The organism is Dyadobacter sp. HNCC25DJ184 (genome assembly GCF_056895215.1).
The window spans coordinates 147,237-161,415 of sequence record NZ_JBXHAQ010000012.1 but is presented as its reverse complement, the minus strand read 5'-3'; the positions used below and the strand labels follow the sequence as shown (position 1 = coordinate 161,415).

General features: G+C 45.9%; 7 protein-coding genes. All 7 read left to right on the top strand.

Features of this window, described 5'->3' with window-relative positions:
• Positions 1-90 precede the first annotated feature (90 nt).
• The 7 genes from AC1XUD_RS18410 (at position 91) to AC1XUD_RS18380 (ending at position 14,167) form a co-directional block, all read left to right on the top strand.
• A complete protein-coding gene (locus AC1XUD_RS18410; protein ID WP_483362510.1) occupies positions 91-3,669 on the top strand; it encodes a VCBS repeat-containing protein in 3,579 nt (1,192 codons plus the stop codon).
• A 34-nt stretch (positions 3,670-3,703) separates the two neighbouring features.
• A complete protein-coding gene (locus AC1XUD_RS18405) occupies positions 3,704-5,020 on the top strand; it encodes a vanadium-dependent haloperoxidase (protein ID WP_483362509.1) in 1,317 nt (438 codons plus the stop codon).
• A gap of 291 nt (positions 5,021-5,311) precedes the next feature.
• A complete protein-coding gene (locus tag AC1XUD_RS18400) occupies positions 5,312-6,583 on the top strand; it encodes an ROK family protein (RefSeq protein ID WP_483362508.1) in 1,272 nt (423 codons plus the stop codon).
• A gap of 45 nt (positions 6,584-6,628) precedes the next feature.
• A complete protein-coding gene (locus AC1XUD_RS18395; RefSeq protein ID WP_483362507.1) occupies positions 6,629-8,035 on the top strand; it encodes a sugar porter family MFS transporter in 1,407 nt (468 codons plus the stop codon).
• Between the two features lie 29 nt (positions 8,036-8,064).
• Positions 8,065-10,392, top strand: coding sequence for a PSD1 and planctomycete cytochrome C domain-containing protein (locus tag AC1XUD_RS18390; protein WP_483362506.1), 2,328 nt, complete (start codon positions 8,065-8,067; stop codon positions 10,390-10,392).
• A gap of 129 nt (positions 10,393-10,521) precedes the next feature.
• Complete coding sequence (locus AC1XUD_RS18385; RefSeq protein WP_483362505.1) at positions 10,522-11,982, top strand: DUF1501 domain-containing protein; 1,461 nt, start codon at positions 10,522-10,524, stop codon at positions 11,980-11,982.
• A 22-nt stretch (positions 11,983-12,004) separates the two neighbouring features.
• Positions 12,005-14,167 (top strand): chitobiase/beta-hexosaminidase C-terminal domain-containing protein, encoded by a 2,163-nt coding sequence (locus AC1XUD_RS18380; RefSeq protein ID WP_483362504.1) that lies wholly within the window; start codon positions 12,005-12,007, stop codon positions 14,165-14,167.
• Positions 14,168-14,179 lie beyond the last annotated feature (12 nt).

The following is a 14,179-nucleotide window of genomic DNA, read 5'->3' as shown; positions in this document are numbered from 1 at the left end:
TGTTTTTAACCAATGGCGGGCAATTGCCGCGCCATTGTTTTTTTTAAACACAGGTACTAAAAAATGTCTTTGAAACCATTTGATTTTAATATGAAATCCATTCTCGTATTTCTCTTTGCTGGAACCCTGATGTTTTGTAGTGCCTGTAAAAAGAGTGATAAGCTTTTCCAGTTAATAGAGTCGGATCACTCGGGCATTGATTTCAGCAACAGGATCATTGAGAATGACACGATCAATCCGATCAACCTGATCAATGTTTACAATGGCGGCGGCGTGGGAGTCGGTGATTTCAACAATGACGGGCTGCAGGATATCTATTTTACCGGCAATATGGTTTCCAATAAACTGTATCTGAACAAAGGTAAAATGCAGTTTGAAGATATTACGGAAAGTGCTCAAGTCGGCGGAGACGGGAAATGGTGCAGGGGGGTAGCCGTGATAGATATCAACAACGATGGATGGATGGATATGTATGTGTGTGCGTCTGTGCACGGGAACCCCGAGAAGAGAAAAAATCTGCTATACATTAATCAGGGCAAGAATGAAAACGGTTCTGTCACCTTTAAAGAATCAGCTGCTGCATACGGGCTTGACGATACTTCTCATACCACCATGGCCAGCTTTTTTGATTATGACAATGATGGTGATCTGGATGTGTACCTGGTTGTGAATGAAATGGTTCCAAAAGTAGATCCTTCCACATTCAAACAAAAAATTACAGATGGATCATTCCCTAGTACCGGCAGGCTTTACCGGAATGACCCTAATCCTGCTTTAAAACACCCGGTATTTACAAATGTGTCCACCGAAGCGGGAGTGACGATCGAAGGCTATGGGCACAGTGTCAATATTACGGATATAAACCGGGATGGTTGGAAGGATATCTTTGTGAGTAATGATTTTATTTCAAATGACCTTTTGTACATCAACAATCAAGACGGGACCTTTACGGATAAGGCCTCATCTTATTTCAAGCACACTTCTGCGAATGGAATGGGACAGGATGTGATCGACATCAATAACGACGGACTTTCCGATATTGTCGAGCTGGATATGAACCCTGAAGACAATTACCGCAAGAAAATGATGATGATGCCTGGCAGTTACCAGTCATTTCAGCTGAACGATTTTTACAAATACCAATATCAATATGTAAGAAATACGGTCCAGGTGAATCAGGGGCCGAGGGTAAATTCAAACGACTCCATCGGAGATCCGATTTTCAGTGAGACTGGGTATCTGTCCGGGATCACGGCGACCGATTGGAGCTGGACGCCGCTGGTGGCGGATTTTGACAACGATGGGTTGAGAGACCTGATCGTGACCAATGGTTTCCCAAAGGATGTGACCGATCACGATTTCATGACTTACCGGCTGGAAGCTGCGCCTGTGACTTCGCAAACAGAAACATTGCGCCAGATACCAGAGGTCAAGCTGCACAATTATGCATTTAAGAATGCGGGAGAATGCGTATTCACGGATGTTTCGGACAATTGGGGATTTACCGCGAGCTCTTTTGCAAATGGCGCAGCCTATGCGGATCTGGACAACGACGGCGATCTGGACGTGGTTGTAAACAATATCAATGACGTAGCCTCACTATATGAAAATACGATGATGGATGCCAAGCCTGCCGACAAGCATCACCTAACGGTGCAACTGACAGGTGATTCGCTGAACCGTGACGGGATGGGCGCGTGGATTGATCTGTATTATGCCGGAGGTCATCAGGCTTATGAGCAGACACCGTACCGTGGTTACTTGTCATCTGTACAGCTGAATCCCTATTTTGGTCTTGGTGCAGTGTCGGTGATCGATTCATTGATTGTCAAATGGCCTGACGGCAGCAGGCAGCTGATGGCGAAAGTAAATGCAGACCAGACCGTGAAGGTCGATAAAATCTATGCCGACAAAAATTATGACTGGAATCGTACTGCGTTGGCGAAAGATGCTGTCTTTCGGGATGTTACGCGCTCACTGGGCGTAAACTTTGTGCACGCACAAATGGATCATATTGATTTTACCATTCAAAAATTACTTCCCCACAAACTTTCCGAATATGGCCCTTCGTTGGCTGCGGGAGATCTGAATGCGGATGGACTGGATGATATTGTGGTTGGGGGAAGCTCCACTTCTGGTACCACTATGCTGATACAACAATTAAATGGTTCGTTTATACAAAAATCGATTGTGCCACCTGGGGCGGACCCGAATGTGCATTATCAGGATATGGGAATGCTGCTGTTCGACGCAGACCGTGATGGTGATCAGGATCTTTACATTGCCCGAGGTGGATATAATGCCAAATCCGGGACGTCGGCTTATCGTGATCAGTTTTTTGTCAATGACGGGAAAGGCAACTTTGCCTTAGATTCCATGGCATTTCCTGGAAATCTTACCAGTAAATCTTGTATCAGGGCTGCTGATTATGACAAGGATGGCGATCTTGACCTTTTTATAGGCGGAAGGGTCGATCCATGGAATTATCCCAAACCTGTTTCTAGTTTCATTTACAGGAATGATTCGAAAAATGGCAAGGTGACTTTTACCGATGTTACGAGGCAGACAGCCGGAATTTTAGAAAACATTGGATTAGTGTGTGATGCAGTTTTCAGTGACTTTGATAATGACGGCTGGCCGGACCTCATACTGGCCGGCGAATGGATGCCCGTCACATTTTTAAAAAATGAGAAAGGACAATTCAAGAATGTAACAGCCTCAACCGGCATTTCAGGTCAGAATGGTTGGTGGAACAGCGTTACACCCGGTGATTTTGATAACGATGGTGATACAGATTATATCGTCGGAAACCTTGGGCGTAACTCATTCTTTCAGGCAACGGAAGACCATCCGGTCTCTATTTATGCCAAAGACTTTGACAACAACGGTAGTTACGATGCCTTTCCGGCCTTGTATATACGCACTAGTCAGGAGGATCCGGTCTGGAAAGAATATCCGGCGCATATGCGAGATGATGCGGTGAAGCAGATGATTGGAATGCGTGCCAAATTTCAAAACTACAAAACGTACGCCAATGCAACGATGGACAAGCTTTTTACAAGCGAGCAGCTGGAAGGTGCATTGGTTTTAAAGGCCAATAACCTCAATTCTAGTTATTGCAGGAATGATGGTGGCGGCAAGTTCACATTGGTCTCTTTACCATTCACTGCGCAATTGTCGGCATTGAATGGCATGATAGCCGATGACTTCGATGGCGATGGCAACCTGGACCTGATTATCAACACGAATGATTACGGAACAGACGTGAGTATTGGACGTTACGATGCGTTAAATGGTCTTATGCTTAAAGGCGATGGTAAAGGGGGGTTTGTGGCAAAGTCAATTCTCGAAAGCGGGATTTTTATTCCTGGCAATGGAAAAGCGTTGGTGAAACTAAGGGGGAAGGAAGGGAGATATCTGGCCGCAGCAGGGCAAAACAGAGGGCCTTTAAAGATTTTTGAACTCAAACAAAAAATGAACACGATCCTTCTGAATCCGGGAGATATACGTGCCGATATCACATTCACAGATGGTAGAACACAGAAAGCGGAGGTAAATTACGGCTCCTCATTCCTTTCTCAATCAGCCAGATTTATCGGTATCGGAAAAAACGTTAAGTCGGTTTTCGTTACTGAAGGTACCGGCCAGGTAAGGACAATCGATTTTTGATATTCCGGACCGTAATCTCACTTCAATAAAGAGTATGAAGATATCAGGAAAATCGCTTTGCATCTCGATCATTTTGTTAAGTCTGATAATGGGCTGTGTGCGAAGAAAAAGGTTCAATATGGATGATCCGGAGATATTGCACCAAAATCAGGACATGCTTACCCAAGTGATTATTTATGATGTATTTTCACCGCCAGTAGCGGCCCGCATCTACGTATATTCTTCCCTCGCTTCTTACGAAGCGTTGCGCTTTAACAAAAAGGGAAGCCAGTCTATAGCGGAAAAGCTCAACGGATTTGGTAAAATGCCTCAGCCCGAAAATGGCAAATCCTATAATTACACATTAGCAGCTACCAAGGCATTCTTCACTGTCGTGAGGATGGTAAAGGTGTTTTCAGTCGATTCACTGAGTGCATATGAAGAATCTGTTTATAACAATTTCAGGGAGAACCTCGACGATTCAACCTACCTGCGGTCCGTTGCTTTTGGAGATGCTATAGGGAAAACCATCCTGGCAAGAGCAAAAGTTGACGGCTATTTGAAATCGCGCGGAAAACCAAAATACCTGGGTAGCGCGGACCCGGGAAAATGGAGGCCAACACCACCCGACTACCTCGATGGGGTGGAATGGTGCTGGAATACTATGATGCCTATGGCACTTGACTCTGCGTCGCAGTTTGCGCCACCGCCGCCGCCAGTATATACCACGGATACCAACAGTGCCTTTTACAGGCAAGCAAAGGAGGTTTATTTGGTAGGAAAAAATTTAACCGAAAAGGAGATTGAAATAGCGCGATTCTGGGACGACAATCCTTTCGTAATGGAGCATTCGGGGCACCTCACCATTGGCAAAAAGAAGATTACACCTGGCGGACATTGGATGGGTATTGCGGCCATTGCTGCAAAACAAACAAAGGCCGATCAGGTAAAAACGGCTCAGGGATACGCTTTTACGGCAATTGCATTGTATGACGCCTTTATTGCCTGCTGGGACGAGAAGTATCGGAGCAGCGTCGTTAGGCCTGTAACGGTTATCAATGAAATGATCAGTAGGGATTTTGTGCCCTTTTTGCAAACGCCGCCATTTCCGGAATATCCAAGCGGGCACAGCAGCATCACCGCGTCCGCAGCCACGGTTCTGGCGCACTTGTATGGAGGCAGTTTCGCATTTCAGGACACGAGTGATCTCAAGTATATTGGCATGCAACGACATTTTAATTCGTTTCAGGAAGCTGCGGCAGAAGCATCTGTCAGCCGTTTGTACGGAGGAATTCATTACCGGAAAAGTGTCGATGAAGGTGCGAAGCAGGGGAAGAAAGTAGGGGAGAATATTATTAACAAACTTCGATAGGGCTCGGCCAGGCTAGCCAGTAGGTCTATTTATGAGTATGTATATACATTATATACATAATGCTATGTTTGGGACTGTTAATTATCAAAGTACTATAGGTTTTACGCGCAGCCTTCAATGATTTTTCACTGTCAAAACATTTGTTATATGGCTAATTATAAGGATAATAAGATATAATTACTGTATATTTTCAATATCATAATTAATACAATTTATTGTAAGTTAACCATATGTTAGTATATTTGAACATATAATACAAAGTACCATAATTACCAATTTGACAACATTTTCATGAAGAGTCTGGGGTTGGATATCGGCGGAAGTCACGTGACAGCGAGTGTCATTGAAACGTCGGATACTGGCAGGCTCCCCCTTCGTCTGGTGAGAAAGGACATCAATAGTTTCGATACCGCATTTAATATTATTCAGGCGATCAGTAATTGTATCAGAGAAGCACTGAATGATGGGACTTCGGTTGCGGAAGTTGGAATTGCATTTCCTGGTCCTTTCGATTACCAGAAAGGTGTCAGCACAATCCACAACGTGGGCGGGAAGTTTGAATCAACTTTTGGTATTCATCTGAAACAGGCATTGAAAGACGCCTCAGATCTACCCGATACATTGTTCCAATTTTCAAATGATGCGCATTGTTTCGCTGCCGGTGCCTATGCCCGTGCCAGCCTGAGTAGCAAACGGACTGTTTTTGTTACGTTAGGGACAGGGTTCGGATCGGCATTTATGGAAAATGGACGATTGCTGACGTCTCACCCCGAAATTCCTGCAACAGGCGCATTTTACGATGAGCCTTTTCTAACATCAATCGCCGATGATTATTTTTCCACTCGGTGGTTTCATAACAAATACAAGCAGGCGACAGGCCGTGACATTCTGGATGTTCGGGAGCTTGCCAAGCAGGATAATGAGATCTCGAAGCGTATTTTTAAGGAATTTGGTGTTAATCTGGGCTCATTTCTTTTGCCATGGCTGGAAAAATTTGATTGTGACGAGTTGGTAATCGGCGGGAATATTTCCAGGGCCAACCCATTGTTTTTAGACTCATTAACAGCACATTTAGCCCCTCTGAGTAAAGATCTCAGCATTCTTTTTTGCGAAGACACCGAGGAATGCATTTTAACAGGTGCGGCACATCTCGCAAAACTGGAAAATCGACCCAGCGATGTTGGGATCGACGTCGAAAGCTATTCAGCCGATTACAATACCAGTATGTTAGCCGGGCAATTATGCGACAAAAGAGCGGTGAAGATTGACGGCGCTGTTATGGGTTCCTGGGAGAGTGTCCGGAACCAGCTGCATCTTGCATTGAGAGAAAAAGATAAAAGTGTTTTTTGGTATGACATCAATGCCTGCCTTAAATCCGGGATCGAGTTCAATCAAATACTGATGAATAGTTCAAATAATTTATCACCGTTTTTTGATGAGCAAAAGATCAGAATGCTACGTCCGGACGAGACAGTGGATTTGTGCATTGTATATGGCACCGGGGCCTCATTAAGTGAATGGGAGGGACAATTGATTAACCTGAACTTGTCCCAAAGCAAGTAGTGGATGAGGGATCGCGGTGATAACTAACTTTAAATAAATGATGTATTGGAAACAAAGCAGGTGAAACATTTTATCTCCCTGATCACGCTTATTGCGACACTTGGAGGCTTCCTTTTCGGGTTTGATATGGCGGTAGTAAGCGGCATTATCGAACCGGTTAGAGCACAATATGGCTTGTCCGCCGCTGAGGAGGGTTTATTTGTTTCATTTGCGCTGGTAGGTTGTATTGCAGGCGTTGCTTTCTCGGGCTACCTCAGCGACAAAATTGGAAGGAAGAAAGTCCTTTTTATTTCAGCTATTTTATTTTTGATTGCGGCTCTGGGGTTCTCGTTGTCAGGTACATATACAGTTCTCATCGTTTTTCGGATACTTGCCGGAGTAGGCGTTGGGGTGGCGTCCAATGTTTCCCCCCTCTACATTTCTGAAATAGCGCCTGCCTCAAAACGGGGAGGGTTGGTTACTTTTTACCAGCTTGCTATCACTATCGGTGTGCTGGCAGCTTACATCAGCAATTTGTTTTTGCAGCGATATGCGTTCGAACATGCCGGAACCGGGAATGGAATGTTTCATTGGTTGTTCGTGGAACAGGTTTGGAGGGGTATGTTCTTTGTGAGCGTGATCCCGGCATCTCTGTTTTGTTTTTTATTGACGATCGTTCCTGAAAGCCCACGCTGGCTGGCAAAGAATGGCAAGGACACGGAAGCATTGGATATATTAGTCAAAATAAGCGGTGAGGAAGAAGGGCGTTTCGAACTGGAAGCGATCAAAGAGGTAGCAGCTCAAAAGTCTGGAGGTATAAAGGAACTGATGAAGTTTCCATTGCGAGGGTTGCTCGTGATGACAATGATATTGACTGCATTGTCGCAGTTCAGTGGCATTAACGGGGTGATTTTTTACGGTCCGACAGTTTTGAAATCGGCTGGGATCGTTATCAGTGACGCATTGCTTTATCAGGTAATGCTGGGAACTGCCAGTATGCTTTTCACCTTGATCGCCATCTGGAAGGTGGATACCTGGGGGCGCAGGTCACTCTATTTGATAGGCTCGTTCTGGTCGGCTGTTGCACTCGCTTTGACAGGCATTTGTTTTATGTATCATGTCAACGGGTGGGGTATGTTGCTCTGTATTATGATGTTCCTTTTGTTTTTCGCGTTCTCGCTCGGCCCGTTGAAATTCGTCATCGCAACCGAAGTTTTTCCAATGCATATCCGAGGGACGGCATTGTCGATTTGTATTATGACTATGTGGGTCTCCGACTGGATCGTTAACCTTTTATTTCCAATTATGCGGGATGGGTTGGGGATCGCAAATACTTTTTTTGTGTTCTCATTTTTCTGCGCCTGTTCATTTGTGTATGCCAAAATAAAGTTGTTTGAAACCAAAGGAAAGAGACTGGAAGAGATTGAGCAGTTGTTCAATTCGGTTGATGTCAATAGCGAAATAAAGGTTTGAATGTTCCAGGTAAAAACGATTATTATAAAATGAAAAGATATATTTTACTTATAACGGCATTGTCTGGCGCGATAGCGTTTCTGGCGGTTTCGTGTTTTCAAAAGAACGGGACAATGCAGACCGGATCGGGCAATAACCCGGTGAGCTACAATTTTGACATCCGTCCGATCTTGTCTGACAAATGTTATGCCTGTCATGGGCCTGACGCCAAAAAACGGGAAGCGGGTTTGAGACTCGATGTCGCAGAAAGTGCCTATGCGAAATTAAAGGACGGCAAAGGCTTCGCTATTTTTCCAGGTAAACCAGAGCAGTCAGAAGTATACAAAAGGATCACGTCCGTAGACCCCGAATACCAGATGCCGACGCCTGAGTCGCATTTGGGACTTTTGAATGAAAATGAAATAGGGTTGGTAAAAAAGTGGATAGAACAGGGTGCTAAATACGAGAAACACTGGGCGTTTAATGTGCCGGTACTGCCAGCTTTGCCAGAGGTTTCCAATTCAAATAAGGACTGGCCCAGAAATGAAATCGACCGGTTTGTGCTGCAGAAAATGGAAGGCGCTGGATTGGCACCTAACGAAGAAGCAGACAAAAGCCATTTGCTGAAAAGAGCTGCATTAGATCTGACAGGCCTGCCACCGACAGTCGAAATGCAAAAGAAGTTTGAATCTGACAAAAGTGATAAAGCATACGAAAAGATTGTGGATGAGCTGCTCGCGCAAAAAACATATGGTGAAAAAATGGCAGTTTATTGGCTCGACGTAGCCAGGTATGCTGATTCATATGGTTACCAGGACGACGAGTATCGCACGCAATGGCCATGGCGCGACTGGCTCATCAATGCCTTCAACAAGAATATGTCTTATGACCAGTTTCTTTCCTGGCAGATAGCGGGGGATATGCTACCGAATGCGAACAAGGAGCAGATCCTGGCCACCGCATTTTTCAGAAACCATAAGTACACAGAGGAAGGGGGCGTAATCCCTGAGGAGTACCGGATCGAGTATAATATTGACAAAACGAAAACTTTCAGCACCGGGGTTTTAGGGTTGACGGTAGAATGCGCGCAATGCCATGACCATAAGTATGATCCTATTTCACAGGAAGATTATTACCGGATGTTCGCGTTTTTTAACAATTCGAGGGAGCAGGGTTTTGAAGGCGACATTTCGCAGACAAAGCTTGCTAAAAACCCGGTCATGACGGTTTCTGATGAAGAAGCAAAAACATTGTTATCCTTCATTAACAGGCCGGACACAAGTAGTCTGATGATCTCCGTCATGGGCGACCTTGATACGCTCAGACCCACGCATATTCTTAATCGGGGTGTGTATGACGCACCTGGAAGGGTGGTAACTGCCTCGGCGCTTCCTGCGGTCATGAAGTTTGATACCCTCAGACTTCCGCAGAACAGGCTGGGTCTTGCCAAATGGACTACAAGCAAAAGTAATCCATTGACGGCGCGGGTTTTTGTAAACCAGATCTGGCAGGAGTTCTTTGGACGGGGCATTGTAAAAAGCACAGGTGATTTCGGAATGCAGGGCGATTTACCGACCAACCCGGCATTGCTCGACTGGCTTGCGGTGGACTTCATGCATCACGGCTGGGACATCAAAAGATTGGTAAAGCAAATCGTGACATCGTCTACTTACCGGCAGTCGGCAAAGGTTACGGAAGAAAAGCTCAAAGCCGATCCTGATAATATTTTCTTGTCCCGTGGCCCGCGTTACCGGTTACCTGCTGAGCTGGTGAGGGATATGGTATTATCGACAAGTGGGCTGCTGAACCCGAAAATAGGGGGACCGAGCGTGAAGCCCTACCAGCCAAAAGGGCTTTGGGAAGCAGCCACTTCTGGCCGCGGCACGTTACGGACCTACCAGCAGGACAGAGGCGAGGCATTGTACCGCCGGGGAATGTATACGTTTATCAAACTGACAGTCCCGCCGCCTTCGATGATCATTTTCGATGCCAGTAACCGGGACCATTGCGAGATCAAACGCTCGAAGACGAACACGCCTTTACAAGCACTGGTGATGCTCAATGATCCTACTGTGCTGGAAGCATCCCGTGTACTCGCGGAACGGACGGTAGTGAAATCGACCAACGTTGAAAACAACATTAGAAGTTCGTTTCAACGGATTGTTTGCCGACAGCCGACAGACAGGGAAATGAAGCTGTTAACAGACTACTACAACAGCGAATTATCAATGTTTTCGAAGGATAAAAAGCATGCGTTCAAAGTGCTGAATGTGGGAGAATACCCGCACGAAGCGAAAAGGAACGACGTACAAGCGGCTGCGCTCATGAGGGTGATCAATGCTTTGTACAATATGGAAGAAACGATTACAAAAAGCTAGTTTTCAAGTTGTTAGCTACGGCTTTTGATGAAATCAGATTGAATCGTGGGGTACAGAATTGAAATTGGAATTGATAAAGATATTTAAAGGCAAAAAAGCTGACAGCTAAACGCTAATAGCTCAAAAAACATGGAGAAGCAGATATTTGATTACGGAATGAATACTACCCGGAGGCACTTCTTGTCCAAGTTGAGTCTTGGACTAGGCAGCGTCGCACTAGGATCGCTTCTTATACCTGACCTTTTCAAAGGTGCAGGCGGAGAAGGAGACGTCGATGCACTGATGGCCGGCCTGCCGCATTTTGCGCCAAAAGCCAAACGTGTTATCTACCTTTTCCAAAATGGTGCCCCTTCTCAGCTGGATTTGTTTGACTACAAACCCATGCTAAATAAGATGCATGGTGAAGACTTGCCGGAATCGATCCGGGGAACCCAGCGATTAACCGGTATGACGGCCAACCAGGCAAAATTTCCGCTGGCGGGTTCAATCTTTAACTTTAAGCAACACGGAAAGAGCGGTGCGTGGATGAGCGAACTTCTGCCTCACATGGCAAGCATTGCTGATGATCTTTGCATTATCAAAACCCTTAATACGGAAGCGATCAACCATGATCCTGCCCTTACTTTTTTTCAAACAGGTGCGCAGGTAGGCAACCGGCCTAGTTTTGGGTCATGGCTGAGCTATGGCTTAGGAAGCGAAAACCAAAACCTTCCCGGTTTCTGCGTGTTATTGTCGCGCGGCAAGGGAAATGGTCAGGGAGTATACTCCAAATTATGGACCAATGGCTTTTTGGATTCTGTTCACCAGGGAGTACAGTTCAGCAGTGGCGAAAATCCGGTTTTGTACCTCAATGATCCCGAAGGCATGGACAGGACACAGCGCCGGAATATGCTCGACAAGGTAGCAGAACTTAACCAGGGAACTTATAATGAGTTTGGTGACCCCGAAATCACGGCCAAAGTACAGCAATACGAAATGGCATTCCGAATGCAGACTGCGGTTCCGGAAATCACCGATATGGGCAAGGAACCTGAATCTATCGTGAAAATGTACGGTCCGGAATGCCTGGTGCCGGGAACCTATGCAGCTAACTGCCTTCTGGCTAGGAAGCTTTCCGAACAGGGCGTGCGGTTTGTGCAGCTATATCATCAGGGCTGGGATAGTCACGGCGGACTTCCAACCGAGATAAAAGGCCAATGCATGGATGTTGATCAGGCTTCGGCTGCCTTAATTACCGACCTCAAACAACGCGGCTTACTGGATGAAACGCTGGTGATATGGGGTGGAGAATTCGGGCGTACAAACTATTGCCAGGGGACACTTACCAAAGATAATTATGGCCGTGACCACCACCCAAGGGCTTTCACTGTCTGGATGGCGGGCGGCGGGGTTAAACCTGGCATTGTATATGGTGAAACCGATGAATTCGGATATAACATTGTCAAGGATCCTGTCCACGTTCATGATTTCCATGCGACGATACTCAATCAGTTGGGGCTGGATCATGAAAAACTCGTTTTCAGACATCAGGGACGCCGTTACCGACTCACGGACGTAGCCGGCAAGCTGGTAAAAGGGATAATCGCTTAATCATGTACTAAATTCTCATACAGTGCGCAGATATTTGTCCGATTGGAGAGGGCTGATTTACAATTTGGCCTTCTTCCTTAATGGTTTACTTGTATTTCTTCTACTTTTTGAAAATCGCTTTACTCCCCCTTTCTGGATGCAGGCGGTGGGTAGGATGCACCCCCTCGTTTTGCACTTTCCCCTGGTTGTGTTAATGCTCTATGGTTTGTGGGTGGTGATAGTCGAAAAGCCGGATTCAACCCGCTGGAATGTGGAGATTGCTGAAAGCTTATTGCTCATTGGTACGTTTACCGCAGTTCTTGCCGCTTTTTCGGGATTTGTCTTGTCAAAAGAAGCCGGGTATGAGTCCGATACTTTATTGTGGCATAAATGGCTGGGAACTGCTATTTCACTGGTTAGTATTATTTGGTATGGATCTCGTAAATATCTGCAACCCTGGAAGATGGCTTCCAAATTGGTCGCAGCTTCGTTTCTGGTATTACTTTTTGTGGGAGGGCACCTGGGCGGGAACCTGACGCACGGTGACGACTTTTTGATTTCTCCGCTGGGGCCATCAGTTGAAGATAGCCCGAAGGTTGCTTTTGAAGAAGCCAGGGTTTTCAACGACCTCGTGAAACCAGTGCTTGAACAAAAATGCCTTTCTTGCCACAATGAAGAAAAAGCCAAAGGAGGTTTACAGGTACAGACGCAGATATTGCTTAGTAAAGGCGGCAAAGGTGGAGTGCTCTGGGACACTACCAAAGCCGATCTTGGCTTGCTGATCAGAAGGTTACATTTGCCATTGGATGACAAAAAACATATGCCGCCGCGTGGAAAAGTGCAGCTGACTGACGAAGAGGTAGTGCTGCTTGCCGCATGGGTAAAAAGCGGGTCTCGTTTTGACCAGCTCGTGAGCTCTTTGTCGCCACAAAATCCGGTGTATACTTATGCTCAAAATATATTGGGCGGTGACCGGACACAAGAGCAATACGATTTCAGTGCCGCGGATGCGGATGAGGTCAAAAAGCTGAATACTTCTTACCGTCTGATAAAAGCTTTGTCAGTAGGGTCGCCGGCGTTATTTGTAAATTTCTATAACCGTGCCAATTTCAAAAGCGAAGATATTGAAGGGTTAATGCCGTTGAAAGAGCAGATCGTTTCTATGGATTTGAGTAAAATGCCCTTGAAGGACGGAGACATCAAAATTCTTGCCGGGTTCCCAGAACTTCGAAAACTGATCTTGAACTTTACAGATATTTCTGGCGCGACATTAGGGGACTTGAAGAAACTGACAAACCTTCGGGAGCTTTCGTTAAGTGGCACTGCCGTGAAGCTGCCCCAACTGAAATCGCTGGACGCTATTCCGTCTTTAAAAAAGGTATATGTATGGAGCACCGGGCTGAGTGCGCCAGAGCTGGCGACATTGAAAAACGGACAAAAAATCATATTTGAAACCGGCTTCCGTAGTGATACGCTGATCCTGGCGCTGAACCCGCCGATCATTGTAACGGAAAATCAACTCGTTTCCAAAAATGAAGCGGTCTCGTTGAAACATCAGATCGCCGGAACCATCATTCGATATACCCTTGATGGTACGGAACCCGATAGCGCGAAATCGATGATTTACGACAAACCTATTTCAATTAGCAAAAACGTAGATCTGAAAGCAAAAGCTTTCAAGACAGGGTGGTACGGCAGTAGGGCGATCGATAAGTATTTTTTTAAAGCAGGTTACCATATTGACAGCGTACAATTGATCACACCGGTGGATCAGAGATACAAGGCTAAGGGCGCGTCCTCGATTTCCGATGGTAAAGTTGGAGATACAGAGCGGGTTAGCGGGAATTGGCTCGGCTACGTCGAAAATGATTTCCAAAGCTACCTGTTTTTCAAAAAACCTGTAAAGGCTGGCAATGTTACTCTTAGCATGCTGCGGAACTTAGGAAGCTCCATTTTTCCGCCTACCAGAATAGAAGTTTGGGGTGGTGCGAATGAAAAGTCGCTTAAATTACTGAAAGTGATTACTGAGGCGGTGCCTGCGAAGGATATGGCCGGTGCCCAAAACCTTGTTTATGAAGCCGCGTTTGAACCCGTGGAGTTGAGTTGCATTAAGGTAATAGCCAAGCCGTTGGCCAAATTACCGGAGTGGCATGCGGGCAAGGGGAAAAAGGCGTGGGTGTTTGTGGATGAGGTGCTTGTGAATTAAATAATCCCGAAA